Consider the following 19,912-nt stretch of genomic DNA (forward strand, 5'->3'; position numbering starts at 1 on the left):
ATATGAACAATCTCATTCAAAATTACAATATTATTTTAAAAGAATTGACAAATACTTGTAAACATATAACTACAACCAAGCAAATTAGGCTTCCAAAAATGTCTGATTTGGAACTTGTGGCACTTAATGTTACTGCGGAATACATGTCAATTAACTCTGAATTACAGCTGTTTAGATGTATTTCAGGAACCGATTTGGACGGAAAAATTGAAAGAAGTGTCTATAATAAAAGAAAGAGAAAACTTTTACCTTACATTGAAAAGATCAGAGAAACTTTAAGCAACAATTTTTCGGATTTTACCGATGTATTTATTGTAGATTCAACGCCAATTGAAATATGCAAAATTAGTAGAGCAAATCGCTCGGCAATCTGCGCAACAGATGAAATTAAACCTTCTTTTGGATATTGTGCTGCACAGAAGTCAAGATATTTTGGTTATAAACTTCATGCAGTTTGCGACAAGAATGGAATCTTTCATTCTTTCGATTTTTCACCTGCAAACGTTCATGATGTTAATTACCTTAATGACATTAAAGAAAATTTTCAGAATTGCCTGTTAATAGGAGATAGAGGATATATCAGCAAAGAAATTCAAATGGATTTATTCAACTATTCTAGGATAAATCTTTCAGTCCCAATGCGCAAGAACCAGCATAATTTTGTGGAGTTTTCAAGAACAAAATCTAAAATCAGAAAACGTATTGAGACCAATATCTCGCAATTGTGCGGACAGTTCACAATCAACACCAACTTTGCAAAAACATTTCAAGGTTTAGCAACAAGAATAGTATCGAAAATAACTTCTTTTACGATGATTCAATACCTAAATTTCTTCGTATTTAAGAGAAGTTTGAACAAATTAAAAATTAATTTGTGCTAAATGCACAATAGGTTTTTCAATTTATACTTCTACGAAATAAGTATCTGGATTTTCTGGATTGTAGGGTTCGTTTATCCAAAACATGGTATACAGTTCTTCTTCTCCTATGTTTTTGATATTGTGAGTGTACCAAATCGGCATGTCTACATAAGCTGGCTCTGAACCATCTAAATAAAAATCAAGCACTTGGTCTGAATCTATTTTTCTCAATTGAATTAAAGCTTTTCCTTTAATCACGGCAAATCTTTCGATTTTTCTGGTATGGAAATGATTTCCTCTGGTAATTCCGGGAACAGTGGTAGAAAAAGAGCACTGTCCGCCAATTCCTAATCTTATTAATTCTACAAACGCTCCTCTATGGTCCGTATGCTGAGTAAACTTCACCGGGAAATGATTTTCTAGATCAATGTACGTTCTGTAAGTATTGAATAATTGATAATCAAAAGGCGTTTTCAGTTCTGGGATTTCGCCGTTTTCTAGATATAAGGTTTTATAATTTTCTAATTTGGCTAAAACTTCTGTTACTTTATGCGTAGAAGTATAAGGAACGTGGTAGATTTCTTCTGAAACGCCCGCTTCTATTTTATTGATGATTTCTTGTACCAATTCGCCTACATAGATTAAATTTACCTCGCCGTCTTGTTGGATTTCTGGTGTTTCTCCATGGGTTAATTTGTGACAAAATGTAGCGATGAAAGAATTATAATTAGGAGCTCCAAATGGCCCAAAAACATTTGGAATCACTAATCCTGTAAAGGTTCCGCCGTGGTTTTTTGCCCAATTGCTTAATAGTTCACGCCCTTCTTTTTTGGATTTTCCGTAGAGGTTATCTTTTTCTTCCTGTGAAGAAGATGAGAATAACACATGCGCCTTGGAATTGGTTTTTTCTAAAGCAGTGATAAGTTGTTTTACCAAATTTACATTGGTTTCATAAATCACTTCTGGATCAGGATGGCGATTCATAGCAGCAAGATGTACAATTACATCACATTGTGCCACGAAATTTTCTAATTTTTCTGGATTTTGAAAAAAAGATTTATCATAGGGAACCCTCTCATATTTTTCAGGTTGTAAACCTAATGTATTGTAAAGATGTGAACCTACGAAACCTTCTTGTCCTGTAATTCCTATTTTCAGCATTTTGGTGTTTTTTTGAGCAATGATTTAATTCTTTTATAATATCTGTTGAATACTTGATTAAGGTAAGTGTCTATATCTTTTACCTCTTTGTAAGCTTCTACTTGTTTTTTTATTTTCTTTTTTATTAAGATAAGTATAATATTCTGAATGCCACCAGATTACCCCATCTATTTTTTTTCCTGCTTCATTGACTTCTAAAAAGCTTTTGAGATAAGTATCAAAAGTCTCATCAGGAATTAATTGAAAGGCATGGTCTCCATTATTGGGATGAAATCTATTCCAAATATAAGGCAAAACGGGTTTATTTAACTTTTTTGCAATTTTAAGAATTGACTTGGCATTGGAAGCATAAAACTGATTGATGATAAAGGTATTGTTAAAATACAAGTAAAACGATGGTGAAAGATAGTCTAACTCTTTGTAGAGTGGCATGAGATTTTCGTTGCTTTCGTCACCATTTTTCGTTACAAAACTCATGACTGGCAAATCAAAGTATGCCCATTTTACATGAGGTCTCATTTTTTTTGCCACTTTTATCGCCTTTATCATTTGCTTCATATAGAAATCAGAAGCTTCTGTATGGTCTGTAACGGCTCTTAGTGCTTCACCTTCCCAATCTAGACTGGCATAACCGGTTGCCTTTTTATTGGGGATTTTTTTTTCGATACTGCTTATCAGTAGTTTTTCGTCTAGGTGATTGCCTTTTACAAATTCATGTTGATAAAAAACGGTAATGGTATTGACTTTGTTCTTTTTTACAAATTCTGATTGTACTTTGTATTGATACGATTCAGGAGAAAACAACAAAATTTTCTTTTGAGAAAAAAGAAATTGAGAACATATTAGTAATAAAAAGAGTAATTTTTTCTTCATTATCATTTAAAATAATCTAAGGGGAATCTGTATTCGTCCTTTATTTCTCCTAACAAATAGTCTGCCATTACGAGTAATCTAGCGTCATCTGTAGTGGCCTTTATCGAGCTTATATATCCACTGGGAATGTGTAAAATTTCTAAATTTTGGTCATTGATTTCAAACTCCAATACCGTAGATTCTGGATTAGGATTTTCCCAGTTATCTATTTGAATTAATTTGATTAAAAAACTTCCTTTAATAGCGGAAAACCATCTTTGTTCGATTCTGTGACCTTGCCAAGCTCTTTCGATAGAGAGGTCTTTGTTTTCTATGATGTAAATTCTCTTGATGGAGGACGCATCAAAATCATTATTGTAACGCAGTATTCCTCTGTGGTCTTGGAAATGATTTCCGTTTATAATAGATGGATTCACGTGACTTTGTTTTTTTTTAAATTTTTACTAAAAATCTATGTTTTTATTTCTCGCAGATTCTCGCGGATGGTTTTTTACTATATTGTTTTTTCTTGCGGAGGTTTTTATTTCTCGCAGATTTTCGCAAATTTTATTCGCGGATTCTCGCGGATGGTTTTTTACTATATTGTTTTTTCTTGCGGAGGTTTTTATTTCTCGCAGATTTTCGCAAATTTTATTCGCAGATTCTCGCGGATGCTTTTTTACTATTTTTTTTTCTTGCGGAGGTTTTTATTTCTCGCAGATTTTCGCAAATTTTATTCGCAGATTCTCGCGGATGGTTTTTTACTATATTGTTTTTTCTTGCGGAGGTTTTTATTTCTCGCAGATTCTCGCGGATGCTTTTTTACTATTTTTTTTCTTGCGGAGGTTTTTATTTCTCGCAGATTTTCGCGGATTTTATTCGCAGATTTTTGCGGATGTTTTTTTTTATTTCTTGCGAATTTCTTTAAATTATTAGATTAAAAAGATTACATTGGATATTGTAAAACGTCTTCACCAAAAATTTCTTTTCTGATTAAAGGCAATTTAGAAATGAGTTTTTTCAATCCATCTACCCCTTGTTGTTCTGTGTTGTGAGAATGATAATCTTCAATTTTAGACATATCTTCTTCTCCTTCAGAGAAATATTTGGCGTAGTTTAAGTCTCTATTATCTGCAGGAATTCTGTAGAAATCTCCCATGTCTTCTGCTTTTTGCATTTCTTCTCTGGTGCAGAGCGTTTCGTAGAGTTTTTCGCCGTGTCTGGTCCCAATGATTTTCACAGGCACTTCTTTTCCTGTAAGTTGTATTAATGCTTTTGCCAAGTCTCCAATGCTTCCAGCTGGCGCTTTGTTTACGAATAAATCTCCAGGATTTCCGTTTTCGAAAGCAAATAACACTAAGTCTACCGCATCTTCAAGAGACATGAAGAAACGCGACATATTAGGGTCTGTGATGGTGATTGGTTCGCCTTTTTGAATTTGGCTTAAAAACAATGGGATTACAGAACCTCTAGAAGCCATTACGTTTCCGTATCTGGTAAGACACACCACGGTATCTGTGAGATTTCTAGATTCTGCTACCGCCACTTTTTCCATCATGGCTTTAGAAATTCCCATGGCATTGATAGGATAAGCTGCTTTGTCAGTAGAAAGACAAATTACTTTTTTCACGCCATTTTGCGCTGCCGCTCTGATGACGTTTTGTGTACCTTCTACATTGGCTTTTACAGCTTGCATTGGGAAAAACTCACAAGAAGGCACCTGTTTCAAGGCAGCTGCATGAAAGATGTAATCTACTCCTCTTGTTGCGGGTTCTACTGATGAATAGTCTCTTACATCGCCGATGTAGTATTTTATTTTATCATTTTTATAGAGGTTTCTCATATCATCCTGTTTCTTTTCGTCGCGTGAAAAAATCCTGATTTCTGAGAAATGGTCTGTATGTAAAAAACGATTAAGAACTGCGGTTCCGAAAGAACCTGTTCCGCCTGTGATAAGAAGGATTTTATCTTTGATTTGCATGATGGGTCAATAGGTTAATAATTTCAAAAATTTTATTTGGAATTTTACTTGTAGACTTTTTTATGTCTTTTTGCAAAGATAGTGATAATGCTTCAACTAAGGATTTTTTATCACAAGGATTAAAAAGTAAAGAAGGTTCACAAGCTGCATGCATATAAGGTAAATCTGCCCCAATAATTTTACAATCTTTTTCAATGGCTTCAATAATACTCAATCCAAAACTTTCGGCTAGAGATGGATATACTACATATTCTGCGCATTGTAATATTTCAGAAACTTTAGTTCTGTCAACCATTCCTACATTTTTAATAGGAATATTTTTCATTTGTTTATCAGCAATTAAATCTATAATTTCTTTTTCGCGATTGCTTATTGTGAGGATCAACTCTCCTTTATGGAATTTCTGATAAAATTCTGAGAAGGCTTCAATGAGGATTCTATGGTTTTTACTTACAAAAGCATCACCTATATAGGTATAAGTATTTTCAATTTTATCGACTTGTTTAGTATCAGGAAGTCTGGGATAAAAAGGCATTTCAAGAATTTTATTTTCTGAAATTTTAAATTTTTTAGCTAACGCATTTTTTATTTTATCGGATTGCACCATCCAGTAATCGGTATTCTGAATTTTGATTTTAAGGATTAATGCTTTGAGGCCATAAACCCATTTTTGTTTTAGGCTAAGATCCTCTGGCAATTCTAAAAATAAGCTTTGGTGAAAATAAGTAAACACTTTGGCACTCGTCTTATACAAAGGGGGATAATTCCCAAAGCACAGAATGGAGGAGAAAGAATTCTTATTATTTTTGTAAAAACGAGCTCTCTGTACAAATCCTGCTTTTATGAATTGTACTTTGTTTGTTTGTTTTACTGGTATATGGTTGTTTTGGACTCTATCATCTAAAAGATAAAAAACTTTTTCATTTGTGTTTTCTAATTCAGTCATTAAATGATCTAATAATACTTTACCACCACCCATATTAATGTAAACGGCGTCTAATAGTATCATTGCATCATTTTTTTATAGAGTTCTGAATATTTTTTTGCTATCATTTGTGGAGAATAATTCTTAATATTTTCTAACCCCGAATTTATTAAAGTTTTTTTGAATTCTGCATCATTCATTAATAATTCTATGGATTTTTTTATTTCATTTTTATCTAATGGATTTACTAAAATGGCACCTTTTCCTGCAACTTCTTTGGTAGGAGAAATATTAGAGGTAATAACGGCTACTTCTGAGGCTTGTGCTTCTAAAATAGGGAGTCCAAATCCTTCGTAGAGAGATGGAAAGCATAAAATATCGGATTCAAAATAAATTTGCTGAAGTTCTTCTTCAGAAATATTGATTTTATTTTTAAAACGAATGTTATGTTCCTTCAGATATTGTAAATGTTTTTTGCTTAGTTCACCTACAATCGTGAGTTCTACGGGTAAATCTTTTATTGCAGAGAAGGTAGTTTCTATATTTTTATTGACTCTGGTTCCTACGATTAAAATCTGTGTTATTGCATTGGGAATTTTTTCTACTTTTTTTACGGGAAAAGTAAGGCAGTTTTCTATTACGGTAATTTTATGCTCTGCCCAAGGTAATAATTCTACAATTTCTTTTTTTGTTTTCTGTGAAATGGTAGTAATGTATTTCAATCTTTTGATTGGTAAGTATACCCAAAACCAATAAAAAACCCATCTTTTCAAACCACTTAATTGAGTAAGTCCCACTAAATCATGAATGGTTAAAACAGTAGATTTTGGGTTTAGAAATATTGCGAGCCAATGGATATCTCCGGTAATGTGATTAATGGTTGTTTTTTTACTTCTAAAAAACAATATGGATTTTATAACTCCCAAGATATTTAAATCATAGGGATTGTTTATGATTTTAGTATCATACCCTAATTTATCAATTTCAGGAATAATGAAACTGAATAATTTTTCTATGCTTAGACTTTTAGTAAGTTTTCTATTGAAGAAATTTACTTTCATGATGATTGGTAATTAGTTAATAATTTTTTTCTTCATAAAGAAGAAGGTTAGAATAGTGTAAATGATAAAATCTTGAATGATGGTTGCCAGAAGAAAATAGATATCAGATTCTACTTTGAGCATCATTATGGTAAGGTTTCCTAAAAAGAGTTGTAATAGTATTCCATTTTTTCTTCTAGAAAATTGAAATAATGATAATACTACACCAAAAATAAAAAACTCTAATAAAACAAAATAAATTCCTCCTTCTAGATAAGCCCAACCGAAAGTGGTAGCTGTTTGAGAGCTTCTGTCATTTCCAGTCATCATTTTATTGAGTACCATTCCTGTATCAGAGACTGGTTTAGAAGGCAATAAGAATCTGGGCAAGAATGAAAAAGGCAAATATGGAAATCTGTCCATGTTTTTATAGTAGGTCCAGTCTTGTTCTGTTTGCACCGCATACTGTAAATTGGGATAAAGAGCAAGTCTTTCTGAATAACTATCAGAACTTTCTTTAAAAATATCAGTAAGATCTTGGCTAAAAGTTTTGGCTACGGCTAAACCTATGGCTTCTTTTTTATCCATTTTAGGGAAATGAATCAGTAAGTCCCTATAATTATTATTGATAGGATATAGTAAGAAGAAGATCACCACAAAAGTGAGTAGCCATTTTTTGGGGATACCGTTTCCTGCTAAAAAATAGGGAATTGAAATTGCAACCAGCACTACAATTACATTTTCTTTCATTCCGGAGAGCAATCCAAAGATTAGATAAAGGACAATAAAAATATAGTAACTGCTGGTAATAAATTTGTCTTTGAATCGATAAAAGAAGATTAGGTAGCCAAAAAGTAGAATATAGAATAGTTTAAGAGAATTGATGATTTGCAACAAGAAAGAGAAACTTGAGGTAGTGTTTTCTGTATATGTACCATATCCTATTACCCCAGTTAATAGGAGCACAAGTTGCATTACAAAAACAAACAATCCAGAGCCTATTAAAATAAATTTATATCTAAGGATATAGTGAAATTTTCTTGTAGAAGGTTTGCTATTTATTTTAACAAACTTGACAATGAACTCTGCTAAATTTAGAGCTAAAAGTCCAATTAAAATCGTAATGAGTGTAGGAATAATAAAAATATCATCCAGTTTAATATTGTCATACTTCCATAGATTATTATCTCCGATTTCAGTAATTACCATAAAATAGTTTAGCAACAACCCATAAAAAGTAGTGAGTCTAAACCAATCTATTACGGTTGGTTTTTTATATTTATACCAAGTTCTTAGGAATTTCATCACAGAGAGTTCCATAATAAAACCACTGATGATGAGTTCATAGATAATGGTAGACCTTTTTGTCACCTTTTCTAAAGTATAAAAACAAAAAACGAAGAATAAAAACCAAATTGTGGCTTTTATAAATAGATAGAGTTTTCTGTTTAATACTAATTTCATTTATATTTTATTCAAAAGTTCTGTTAATCTGATTTCATACGTATGATTTTTATGAAAATACTCGCATTGTATTTTAGCTATTTCATATCTTTCATTTGGCTTTTCTAGATAATATTTCATTTTTTCAATGGCTTCGTCAATTGTTTTAAAACTGTACTTTTCTGGGTCAATAGGAGAATATTCTTCTAGTGCTTTTTTATAATCGCATAATTGAAATCCCCCAATTCCATTGATTTCAAAAAATTTCACATTTACAGATTCTACTTCTGCATAATGAAAGTTATTAAATACTATTTTTGCACCTGTAATAATTTCTGCTTTTCTTTCTCCTGTAATAAATTCGTTTCTGAAATTTTCTTTTATTAGGGGGTTGAAAAATCTTTTATTAGGTACCCCAAAAATACTTAAATTAATACCATTATTAATCACTTGTTCCAACATCCTCTGTCTGTATGGATACATGCTTCCAAAAGAAACCACATCTATATTTACTTTTTTTTCATTCTCAGTTCTATCTCCTTCGTAGGGTTTATGGATTCTAGGATTTAGTGCTTCTGGGAAATAATGAGTATTGAGTTTCATTTTATTTTTCATGAAATTTACCATGAAAGGATCTTTTGTACACCAAGCATCGTATTCGGATGCAAAAATTTGTTGTACATCTAAAGTAGTAATCTGATCTGGATTGATATGAATAATTTTTGCTCCTTTAAGATTATATTTAATTTTTTTGATACATAAAGGATGAATAAATCTATATGTAGCAATTACTAATTCTGGACTTGCCTCTACAACTTTGTCTGCTAATCTATTAAATATAAGTTCATCATATTTTTTTGACAATAATCTAAACAATTGGTTATATCTCAGAGGAACCGGTATTATATCATCTAAGTCTATATGAAATATATCGTGTCCCATTACTTTTAGTGTATCATGCAAATGATATTCTAGGCTATCAAAAGCCTTACTCCCAATAATTGCTATTCTCATAATTATAATTTTTTGTAATTTATGTAAAGGAAATACAGTTTACTTACTACCGCTAATATGAAGCCAAGTAAAATTCCTTTTAAACCGAAAATATTGATAAAGATAATATTAAAAACAATACTTAAAACTCCTGATACAATGTTTGCATACAAAATCATTTTTGTTTGATGATTTGCATAAAAAATCATTTCAAAAAAGTATCCTAGTGTGAGTAAGAAATAACCTAAAGCTCCCCAAAATATTATAAAAAAACCCTCTTTATATTGAGCTGATAACAATATATTTCCTATTAATTGTAAAAATACAAGAACAAAAATAAGAAACAGTACAGCTACAGCTCCATACACTTTAGCATATTTATTAATAACTTTCTTTTTCTCAATAGTATTTATTTCTTTATTAAAGATAATAGGAGTAAGAAGTGTTGTAAAAAAAGGATAAAATAAAAGAAAAAATTTTGATCCCAGCCCTAAATTGGCATTATATAATCCTACACTCTTCTCGTCTAAAAAATATTCTATGATATACCTGTCTGTATAGGTATTTACCCAAGACCAAAAAGCCAAAATAATTAAAGGACTTGAGTAAAGGAAGAATTTTCTAAAAAATTCTTTAAATGATTCTATATGATTATTAAAATACCATTTATATTTTTTAAAAAAACAAATAATTACTCCTACAAAGCCAAATAACTGTGTAATCCATAAAATTTCTAGTCCATTTAATACTTTATTACCAAAAAAAATAAAAAAACCTAATGATGTAAGAAGAAAAATATTTTTTAGAATATTAGCAGTAGAAAATAATTTTATTTTATTATTAAGATTAAAATAATCTGTATATAAATTAAATAAAAAATTACTTACTAAAAATAGATTTATTAGAATAACTAAAAAAGGGGAAATATTATATTTAATTTTAAAAACTAAATATAATATCAAAGCATTCACTATTAAAAATACTACAAAAATTTTCAGAATATTTCTGTGTCCTATCAATTGAAGATTAGAATTATTAACCTTAATGAATTGTAAAAGTGGATTAAAAAAAACGGAAAAAAAGAAAAAATAAATTCCATAATATAAATTAAAAACCCCAAAATCACTAATAGGAATATATACCGCCACCAGTTTCCCATAAACAATCCCTATAAACGCACCTAAAATTTGAGAAAACAATAAATAATTTCTTTCTCTATTTTTAAGTAATTTTTGGATTAAACTTTTAACCTGCATTATTTATCTTCCTTTTTCTGTTATTAAAAAATATTACTACTATATAAATAATACCATTTGCTAATATATAATTTACAATTAGAGAAAAAGATGAAATCAAATCACCTCTCATTAGATAAAATGAAAGAAAAACTAGCTGGAGATAAATAACAGTTTTCCAAGATTTTTTTTCCCAACTCATTTTTCCTTCTTCATCTATTAGATATGCTAACCATGCGTAAATAATAACAAATAAAATTATCCCTAAGATTCCAAAATTAATGTAGCCTTCCCCAAAAAAATTCTGAGATACATTCCCAAATGTTAACCTTTCTATATTTGCCATATAATTTCCTGAACCGATTGGTTTATTATGCCATAATGCTCTTGGTACAAAAAACAAAAACGCTCCTAGTAATTGTTTCCCATAAGTAATCGGCACATCAAAATACGTGAGGGCAAAATTATAATAATTATCATAATGCCCTTGATTAAATTGAAAATACCCCTCAAAAAAATTCATTTTTTTTGTGAATTGGTATTCTCTAAATTTATTCAACATAGGAAAGATGATTAAGAAACAGCCTATCAGAAATACAGAAAAATATTTTACAGAAAAATATTTTCTACACCATAATATTAAAATAGGAAGATAAAGGGTGGCTACATTTGCTCTAGACATAGCAGTAGGAAATGCATTAGTAATAGCTACAAGCACTAATACCGTTATGAGAAATTTATTTTTTATAAAGATATTTCCGTTAATGACATACAGTAATACCGTCAAAGGGATTATGGAAATTAAAATATACACTTGATTTGCAAGTGCACCTAAAAGTTTATTCTGAATCTCAAAGAAAAAACCTCTTTGAAAAAAATGTACATACCCAGAATAAATAAAAATCCCTTTTATTAAAAGCGCTCCTATTAAAAAAGAGCCTAACAAGTATTCATTAATTTCTATTTTAGAAGTCTCCGTTTTGATATCTAAATCTTCTTTAAGTTTTTTTTTCTTTTTTGACAAATAATTATATATCGCATTAAATGATATAACGATTACAAAAAAAATAGTGGTTACCGTTACATATTCAAGAGGTAATAAAGTTCTGCCTCCAAAGAAAGAAGCTCTTTCGGAGAATTGAAATATGGGGATTACTCCAAAAAAAAGCAAATAAAATATATTAAAAACGGCCTTGAGGTTAAATACCTTTTCTTTGTCTTTCCATAAAAAGAAAAGACATGCTAAAATTATGCATAAAGAAAGTATATAAAAAATTACTGAATACAACGGTGACGATTTTAAAATTTAAAATTGAATTTTTCTTCGATAATTTGTTTTACGGTTTTATTTTCCTTTTTGGCTAAATATTCTATTTGGAAAATTTTGGCATCCACTAAAAATTGGTACCAAAACCCTTGTAAAAAATGCCAAATTAGTCCTTGTTTACCATCTAAAAAACCTCTTTTCAAGAAAAAGCGAAAACAAAAATAAAATAAAGCTCTAAAGAACAACGGTAATTTCAAATAAAATTGTTTATTTGATTTATGAACTAATTGTTCTGTTTCGTTTAAAAATTTATATTTTGCATCTAATCTAACTATCGCTTCTCTAGTAGAATAGTTATTATGTTTATCTGTCCAATGTACCAGAGTACTCAAATTCTCATCAACTAAATCATGGTTGAATTCTAGTATTTCGCCTGATAATACATTCATTCTTTCATCCATCATTTTATTATCAATTGATGCCTTTCCGTTTCTCCACATTCTTAGAAGCTTCATAGGATAATATCCACCATTTTTAATCCATTTCCCCATAAAATACACTCTAAGTTTAAAAACAATACCATTCACATTATGAGGAATTGTTTTTATTCTATCATTGATTTCTTTGTAAAGTTCTGGAGTTAAATATTCATCTGCATCTAATCTTAAAATCCATTCTGTATCAATATTCAGATTCTCCAAAGCCCAATTTAACTGATCAGCTTGATTGATAAATTTTCTTTGTAAAAATTTCACTCCATGATTTTGAGCAATTTCGAAAGTTCTATCCGTAGAGAAAGAATCTACAATGATGATTCTTTCTGCCAAATTTTTTACACTTTCTAGACATCTCTGAAGGTGTAACTCTTCGTTATATGTTAAAATTATCAGTGTAATCATTTTAATACATTTTGATACGCTTCAATCCACTTATAAAACTGTGAATCTATGTTATAATTTTGGTCTACTAATTTCACTGCATTTTCTCTGTACGCTGCATATTCTTGTTCTGGCAGTTCTATTATTTTATCAAAAATCTTCGCTATTTCTTCTGCACTGTTCTGGATATGGAAGCCGGCTTTGAATTCTTCTAAAATTTCCCAAGGTGTTCCCAGAGAAGCTACAACAGGTGTTCCTTGATTCAGGGCTTCAATGACAACATTTCCAAAATTTTCTGAATCACTGGTTAGAAATAGAAATTTAGATTGTGCATAATATTTTTCTTTTTCTTTTCCATCTTGGTGACCTAAGAAAATCACTTTATTATGTAAATGGTTTTCTTCTATAATTTTTAGAAGATTATTGTAAAATGTAAGTTGACTTTTTTCTCCTTTTCCTACAATGAGCAATCTGTAGTTTGAGTTTAGGAATTTCTCACTTTTGGCACAAGCTTCTATGAGTCTATCAATTCCTTTAATGGGATGGATTCTCCCTACGAATAAGAAATCATTTTGTATAGGATGATGAATTCTTTCTGGAGATTTTATTAAATTAGGAATCGTGATTACTTCTGCAGTTGGGAAAAAGTTTTTAATCTCGTTGTATTCTTTTTTTGAAGTGGCATGAAAGTAGATGTTTTTACGAAAAAATTTATACATTTTTAGTACATATTTTTTCTTTTTTTGGTTATAAATCAAGGCCTTTTCACTTAATTCTCCTCTTGGAGAGATAATGATTTTTTTATTTGGAAAAAAAATTACGGTTATTAAAAAACAAAACACTGAAAATGGACTGAAAACACTGGTAATATGTATTGCATCTACTCTTTTCAACAAGTATATCATTAATTTAAGCCATTTTAAATAGCTTAATGAATCATCATAGTAGGTAATTCCAGCCTTATTTTTATAGAACTTATTCAGTTTTACTTTATTTTTCTCTATGCCTATATTGGTTGTTAGAATGTAAATTTTATGTCCTAATAAAGAGAGTTCTTTAGTAATTGCATACACACTATTACATGGCCCCCCAGTTTGTGAGGGATAAAATGTATGTATGGGGAAAAATATATTCATTTTTTCTTGTACTAATTTAATTTTTTATCACTTGTTTATTTACTCTTTATAAACTCTTATTTATATTTTTCATTCTTTGAACTTTAGTATTTAAAGTCTCAGTTAGCATTTTTTTTATCCAAAAGTTTATATAATATTTTTTTATGATATTTCTACTTTTTTAGAATGTATTCTATAATAATAAATAGTAAATGATAATGTAATCACTGAAATCAATAAAATGGCTATTACCATAGAATAAGCCCCGCTAAATATGGTGTAATTTACTAATAATATAAACAATATTAAAATAGTAATTTCTCTAAAAAGTCTTATTAAAAACATTTGCCAATTCAGAGATTTAGATAAGTACGCTTGCTCAAAAACATTATTTACACTAGAAAAAATGGTATTAAAAACAGAAATTGTAAGAATTACACTTAATCCAGAAAAACTTTTACCATAAAAATTTGAGATAAAATCTCCAAATAAGAAGACTCCTAAAGATAAACAAGAAGTAACTATAACATTGATTAAAATTGTAATATTTAAAATTCTATTGTGAGAATACGCATCATCATTATAATAAGAAAAATATGAAAGAATTACATTTCTTAGAATGCCTGGAATAAATAAGATAGCGGAATTCCATTGAATAGCGGCGTTATAAATTCCTAGTTCACTATGGCCTGAGAACTTAATTAATAAAACTGTCATAATAAATCCGCTTAAAGATCGGATAATGTCTTGTAATGCAACTGGAGTAGAATATGATACTATATTTTTTAGTATTGATTTATCACTACTGATCTCTAATTTTATGTGACTTGTTGTATTGTAGACTAATAAATAGTTTAATAAAGCATTAATTAGTTGCGTAATGATTAAGGCATAGATTGCGCCTAAAAAATTAAGATAATACACCAATACTATTGTGGAGATAAAAGAAACAAAGCCAATTATAATATTAATTTTTGCTAAATCTCTAAATTTTCTAAAACCAGAAATGATGCCTATTTGTGTAGAAGTAAGTGAATTAATTATAATTAGAATAGAGAGTAATTTAACTGTATTTTCTAAATGGGGCACTTCTAGCACATTGTCTGCAAAATATTTTGAAAAAATAAATATGATGAATGCCACCGCCACACTGAAAATTAAAGTAATCCTATTGGCATATTTAATAAACCATCTGAGTTTATGTGCATGTTCACTATTTTTGGTATAATCTGCCACAAATTTTGTTGCCGTAAAACCTAGCCCAAAATTAGAAATTACACTCATAAAGAGTACCATATTTTTAATGGCACTGTATTCTCCATAAATATCTTTTCCTAATTGTCTCGCCACATAAATACCAGCTACCAGCCCTAAACCTCTCCCAACAAGATTACCTACAATAGACCAGAAAGAATCATTGATAAGTTTACTATTTAGCAGTCTATTTTTAAACTGGTCTACTAATTTCATTTTCAAAAGATAAATTTTACTATAAAGAGTTATCTGCTATACCTTTTAAAACACCTTTTACATCGTACAATATAGCATTTTCTTTTCTAAGAAACGAAAAATCCATATCCAAAAATTCTTTATGTGCTACTCCTAATACAATAGCATCAAATTTAGCATTAGGCTCTTCATTAGTACTCCATATGCTATACTCGTGATATACTTCTTCAGGATTTGCCCACGGATCAAAAGTCGTCACTTTTACCCCAAAATCTTCTAATGCTTTGATTACGTCTACGATTTTGGTATTTCTTACATCTGGACAGTTTTCTTTAAAAGTGATTCCTAGCATTAAGATTTCGGCACCATTCACATTGATGTCTTTCTTAATCATGGTTTTGATGACTTGTTCTGCTACATATTGCCCCATAGAATCATTCAGTCTTCTTCCTGCCAAAATAATTTCTGGGTGGTAACCAAATTCTTGTGCTTTTTGTGCCAAATAATAAGGGTCTACTCCGATGCAGTGTCCGCCAACCAAACCTGGTTTAAAAGGCAAGAAATTCCATTTGGTTCCTGCAGCTTTTAACACTTCATGGGTATCAATATTCATGAGATTGAATATTTTAGCCAATTCATTTACAAAAGCGATATTGATGTCTCTTTGAGAATTTTCAATGACTTTAGCTGCTTCTGCCACCTTGATGGTAGGTGCTAAATGGGTTCCTGCTGTAATCACAGATTTATATAAATTATCTACAATTTTTCCAATTTCTGGGGTAGAACCTGAGGTTACTTTCAGAATTTTTTCTACGGTATGTTCTTTGTCTCCCGGATTGATTCTTTCTGGAGAATATCCAGCAAAGAAATCTACGTTAAAGGTAAGTCCAGACACTTTTTCAAGCACTGGAATACACTCTTCTTCGGTTACACCAGGATATACGGTAGATTCGTAAATGACAATATCTCCTTTTTTCAGAACTTTCCCAACGGTTTTGCTGGACTTATATAGAGGTGTTAAAACTGGTCTATTGTTTTTATCGACAGGAGTAGGAACGGTAATGATATAGATATTCGAATCTGCAATATCTTCTATTTGGTCTGAACAAAAAAGCCCAGTTTTATCTTTAGAAGGATTTTCATTTAATAACACGGATTGTAATAAATGGTCTTCTACTTCTAAAGTAGCATCTTTTCCTGATTTGAGTTCCTGTACTCTTGAAGTATTGATATCAAAACCTACGACTGGATATTTTGTAGCAAATAATCTAGCCAAAGGCAACCCTACATATCCTAAACCAATAATTGTAATCTTATGACTCATTTTATTACTGTTTTAGATTTTCCCAATACCATTTCACTGCTTCTCTAAGCCCTTCTTTCATGGAAAATTTCGGATTATAATTTAAAAGTGTTTTTGCTTTTTCTATACTGGCTAGAGAATGGGGAACATCTCCTTTTCTGTAATCACCATATAGCACTTCAACATTTGCAATTTCCGCATCAAATTCAGAAAGGTATTCTTTCAGGTATTTCACCAAATCATTTAAGGTTGTTCTTTCTCCAAAAGCGGTATTGTATACTTGATTGAGTGCTTCTTCATTTTCTACGGTTAATGCCAAGAGATTCATTAGAATGACATTATCTATATACGTAAAATCTCTAGAATATTCACCGCCTCCATTAATCACTGGTGATTCATGACTCATGAATTGCATGACAAATTTGGGGATTACCGCAGCATAGGCGCCATTTGGATTTTGCTTTCTTCCGAAGACATTAAAATATCTTAAACCGATAGTATCAAAATCATAGGTTTTCTTAAAAACATCTGCATATAACTCATTTACATATTTGGTTATTGCATAAGGCGAAAGTGGTTTTCCTATTCTTTCTTCTATTTTAGGTAAAGCTTCAGAATCTCCGTAAGTAGAAGAACTCGCCGCATAGATGAGTCTTTTTACGCCTGCATCTCTAGCAGCCACTAACATATTTAAGAAACCACCTACATTGACTTCATTACTAGTAATGGGGTCATTAATAGAACGAGGAACCGAACCCAGCGCTGCTTCATGCAAGACAAAATCTTGATTTTCGCAGGCTTTTTTACAAGTTTCTAAATTTCTTATATCTCCTTCGATGAGTATGAAATTGGGATTCTGAAGACTGGTTTCCAGATTTTCTCTTCTTCCTGTAGAAAAATTATCTAGACAAGTGACTATTGCTCCTAAATCTAACAGGGTCTCACAAAGATTAGACCCGATAAAACCGGCTCCTCCTGTGACTAGAATTTTCTTTTTATTGAGTTGAATAAAATTAATGTTTTGCATTTTTTATTTAAAAAAATTAGAATACCATTTTACTTCACCTCCACTATGGTAACCATAACCATATTTGTTCCCGTATCCGAAATAATCATGTTCTACATCATTTAAAACGAATCCTACGTTTTTGATTTTTTCTTCGTCTATAATCTTTCTCGCAAAATCTATTAAACCTTTTTCGGTATAATTTGATCTGGTTACGTACAGGGTAAGGTCTGCAGTATCAGTAATCAAAAATGTATCAGTTACCAATAATAATGGTGCTGTATCAATTACGATGTAGTGGTATTCTTCTTTTAAATCATTAACCAATTTTTGGAATCTTCCGTTATTGAGCAACTCTGTTGGGTTTGGCGGAATAGCTCCTGAGAATATGATTTCTAAATGTGGATTGATGTTTGATTTATGGATGATATCTTTGTAATCATTAACCTCTTCACAAAGGTATTCTGTAAGCCCTTTTAGATTTTTTCTATCTTCACTGTATCTCTGTAACTGAGGGTTTCTAATATCAGAACCAATCAATATGGTTTTTTTGGTTTTACTTGCAAGCGTAAGCGCTAGATTTACCGCTACGAAAGTTTTACCTTCTCCTTTTACTGTAGAAGAAACCAGAATCACTGACCCTTTATCTGTTTTAGGCAATATGAACCTCATATTGGTAATGATAATTCTGAAAGATTCTGCAATAGCCGATCTGTCATTTGGTTTAATCAGTTCTTCTTCCCCTTTTGTTAATCTTGGGATTTCTCCAATGATATTTTTACCATTGGTCAATTTATCTAAATCGTGTTTAGTTTTGATTTTATTATTGAATAGTTCTAACAGATAGATAATGGTCATTGGTAATAAAAGACCTAGTACTAAACCTGTAAGATAGATAATCATTTTCTTAGGAGAAACAGGAGACTTGTTAGAATATGCATAATCTACAATTCTTGCTTTATTCCCATTTAAGGACAAAGAAATTGCGGTTTCTTCTCTTTTTTGGAGTAACAACAAGTATAAGTTTTCTTTGATTTGCTGTTGTCTTTCTATTCCTCTAAAGAGTTTTTCTTGAGAAGGGATTTTAGAGATTCTGCCAATCACTTTGTTTTGTTCGCTTACGTAGTTATTTCTAGCAATTTGCAATCCAGTTCTGGTTTTATTAAGATTCTGGATGATAGAATTTCTAAGATTATTGATTTGTTTGGTTACGTCTATTACCACTGGGTTTTGAGCTGTACCATTTTCTAGTAAGCGATTTCTTTCTAAAACCAATTGATTATAAGCGCTAATATTGGTAATGGCTGTAGGATTATCTAGACCTACATTTACTGGAAGCACTTGAGAGGTTCCTTGGGTTTGAATAAAAGAAAGCAATGAATTGGTAAGTTCTAATTGAGAGTCTAATTCAATTTGTCTTGCTCTGGCCTCTGCAGAAGTTTCTAAATTTATTTTAGCTTCTGTTTCGAGGTCTGTAATGTTATTGCTGGCTTTGAATTGTTCTTTTTGGTTTTCAACTTGACCGAGTTCTTCACCGATTTTATTGATTCTATCATTGATAAAGTCTGCAGATTTTAAAGATTCTGCATTTTTATCTTTAATGGCTTCTTCGTTATATACCATCACCAATCTATTGATGATGTCTTTGGCTTTTTCTATGTTCGAGTGATTGATGGCTAACTTAATAACATCTGCATCTTTGTTCACTAGACTTACATTAAGCTTTGATTGATACTCATCTGTTTTAACTTCTAGTTTTTTAATGTTCAGATGAAGCGTACTGTAATCTTTTGCTTCTATTTTTTTAGGTATAAAATTCTTGTTTTTAAGAATCATGATATGCGCAAAAGGAAGCGCGATGGTTTTATTAAAAGTACTTACAATGGCTGGCATTTTCTCGCTAGAGAGGGTAAGTTTGTCTCCTGATATTTTTAAAATTATAGGAGTGATTTCTTTAGCATCTTCGTTTTCTGATAATACTTTTACGATAATAGGTGAAGATTTACCATATAGTTCTATATTCTGAAATTTACCTGGTAAAAGGATATCTGTTTCAAGGCCTAATTGTTTTACAACCTCTGTCATAATTTTTTTAGACTTGAAAATCTCCATTTCATTATCTACCCCGTTACTTCCTATTTTCCCGAGTCCCGAAATATCATTTAAGATTGCAAAATCTTGCACAGAAGAACTGCTTTTAGAATCTTTAATTAATACGGTAGACTCAATAGAATAAATTTTATTTTGAGTTTTTAAATATAAGTAAGCTCCTAGAATAGATAAAATGAGTCCTGCAACAAACCATGGCCATCTTCTGGTATAAGGTTTAATGAGTTCTATTAAGTTAATTTCTTGTTCTTGGACTTGATTATTATGTACATCGTTGCTCATATGGAAATTCGTT

At 30.6% G+C, this 19,912-nt stretch carries 17 protein-coding genes; 1 reads left to right on the forward strand and 16 read right to left on the reverse strand.

What is annotated here, in order from left to right; all coding sequences use genetic code 11:
• The first annotated feature begins 2 nt into the window (after positions 1-2).
• The gene (locus tag EB819_RS08335) at positions 3-881 is read left to right on the forward strand and encodes an IS982 family transposase (RefSeq protein ID WP_069797575.1); all 879 of its coding nucleotides are present in this window, start codon (positions 3-5) and stop codon (positions 879-881) included.
• 21 nt (positions 882-902) lie between these two features.
• Here the strand turns inward: EB819_RS08335 and EB819_RS08340 are convergent, their stop codons facing one another.
• The 16 genes from EB819_RS08340 to EB819_RS08415 form a co-directional block, all read right to left on the reverse strand.
• Positions 903-2,021 carry a polysaccharide biosynthesis C-terminal domain-containing protein gene (locus tag EB819_RS08340; RefSeq protein ID WP_069798178.1) on the reverse strand — a complete coding sequence of 373 codons (1,119 nt, stop codon included), beginning with the start codon at positions 2,019-2,021 and terminating at the stop codon, positions 903-905.
• Positions 2,022-2,078: 57 nt separating this feature from the next.
• On the reverse strand, positions 2,079-2,825 hold the full coding sequence (locus EB819_RS08345) for a hypothetical protein (protein ID WP_158005952.1): 747 nt from the start codon (positions 2,823-2,825) through the stop codon (positions 2,079-2,081).
• A gap of 71 nt (positions 2,826-2,896) precedes the next feature.
• Entirely contained in the window at positions 2,897-3,310 is a 414-nt protein-coding gene (locus tag EB819_RS08350) for a cupin domain-containing protein (protein ID WP_069798174.1), read from the reverse strand.
• 509 nt (positions 3,311-3,819) lie between these two features.
• The gene (locus EB819_RS08355; protein ID WP_069798170.1) at positions 3,820-4,854 is read right to left on the reverse strand and encodes a polysaccharide biosynthesis protein; all 1,035 of its coding nucleotides are present in this window, start codon (positions 4,852-4,854) and stop codon (positions 3,820-3,822) included.
• The gene (locus EB819_RS08360; RefSeq protein ID WP_069798168.1) at positions 4,838-5,863 is read right to left on the reverse strand and encodes a glycosyltransferase; all 1,026 of its coding nucleotides are present in this window, start codon (positions 5,861-5,863) and stop codon (positions 4,838-4,840) included. Before EB819_RS08360 ends, EB819_RS08355 begins: the two co-directional genes overlap by 17 nt.
• Positions 5,860-6,840 carry a glycosyltransferase family 4 protein gene (locus tag EB819_RS08365; protein ID WP_069798166.1) on the reverse strand — a complete coding sequence of 327 codons (981 nt, stop codon included), beginning with the start codon at positions 6,838-6,840 and terminating at the stop codon, positions 5,860-5,862. Before EB819_RS08365 ends, EB819_RS08360 begins: the two co-directional genes overlap by 4 nt.
• A gap of 12 nt (positions 6,841-6,852) precedes the next feature.
• Positions 6,853-8,283 carry an O-antigen polymerase gene (locus EB819_RS08370; RefSeq protein ID WP_069798164.1) on the reverse strand — a complete coding sequence of 477 codons (1,431 nt, stop codon included), beginning with the start codon at positions 8,281-8,283 and terminating at the stop codon, positions 6,853-6,855.
• The gene (locus EB819_RS08375; protein WP_069798162.1) at positions 8,284-9,276 is read right to left on the reverse strand and encodes a CgeB family protein; all 993 of its coding nucleotides are present in this window, start codon (positions 9,274-9,276) and stop codon (positions 8,284-8,286) included. It lies immediately after the preceding gene.
• A 2-nt stretch (positions 9,277-9,278) separates the two neighbouring features.
• Positions 9,279-10,511 (reverse strand): oligosaccharide flippase family protein, encoded by a 1,233-nt coding sequence (locus EB819_RS08380; protein WP_069798160.1) that lies wholly within the window; start codon positions 10,509-10,511, stop codon positions 9,279-9,281.
• Positions 10,501-11,778, reverse strand: a complete 1,278-nt coding sequence (locus EB819_RS08385; protein WP_069798158.1) for an O-antigen polymerase — start codon at positions 11,776-11,778, stop codon at positions 10,501-10,503. Before EB819_RS08385 ends, EB819_RS08380 begins: the two co-directional genes overlap by 11 nt.
• 11 nt (positions 11,779-11,789) lie before the next feature.
• Positions 11,790-12,656, reverse strand: a complete 867-nt coding sequence (locus EB819_RS08390) for a glycosyltransferase family 2 protein (protein WP_069798157.1) — start codon at positions 12,654-12,656, stop codon at positions 11,790-11,792.
• A complete protein-coding gene (locus EB819_RS12755; RefSeq protein WP_158005951.1) occupies positions 12,653-13,354 on the reverse strand; it encodes a glycosyltransferase family 4 protein in 702 nt (233 codons plus the stop codon). The genes EB819_RS08390 and EB819_RS12755 overlap by 4 nt, the downstream gene beginning before the upstream one ends.
• 558 nt (positions 13,355-13,912) lie before the next feature.
• Positions 13,913-15,220, reverse strand: a complete 1,308-nt coding sequence (locus tag EB819_RS08400) for an oligosaccharide flippase family protein (RefSeq protein WP_069798153.1) — start codon at positions 15,218-15,220, stop codon at positions 13,913-13,915.
• A gap of 19 nt (positions 15,221-15,239) precedes the next feature.
• Positions 15,240-16,523 carry a nucleotide sugar dehydrogenase gene (locus EB819_RS08405; protein WP_069798151.1) on the reverse strand — a complete coding sequence of 428 codons (1,284 nt, stop codon included), beginning with the start codon at positions 16,521-16,523 and terminating at the stop codon, positions 15,240-15,242.
• 4 nt (positions 16,524-16,527) lie between these two features.
• A complete protein-coding gene (locus EB819_RS08410) occupies positions 16,528-17,529 on the reverse strand; it encodes an SDR family oxidoreductase (protein WP_069798149.1) in 1,002 nt (333 codons plus the stop codon).
• 3 nt (positions 17,530-17,532) lie between these two features.
• Positions 17,533-19,899, reverse strand: coding sequence for a GumC family protein (locus EB819_RS08415; RefSeq protein ID WP_069798147.1), 2,367 nt, complete (start codon positions 19,897-19,899; stop codon positions 17,533-17,535).
• Positions 19,900-19,912: the final 13 nt, after the last annotated feature.

The organism is Cloacibacterium normanense (genome assembly GCF_003860565.1).
In the GTDB taxonomy this organism is placed as follows: domain Bacteria; phylum Bacteroidota; class Bacteroidia; order Flavobacteriales; family Weeksellaceae; genus Cloacibacterium; species Cloacibacterium normanense.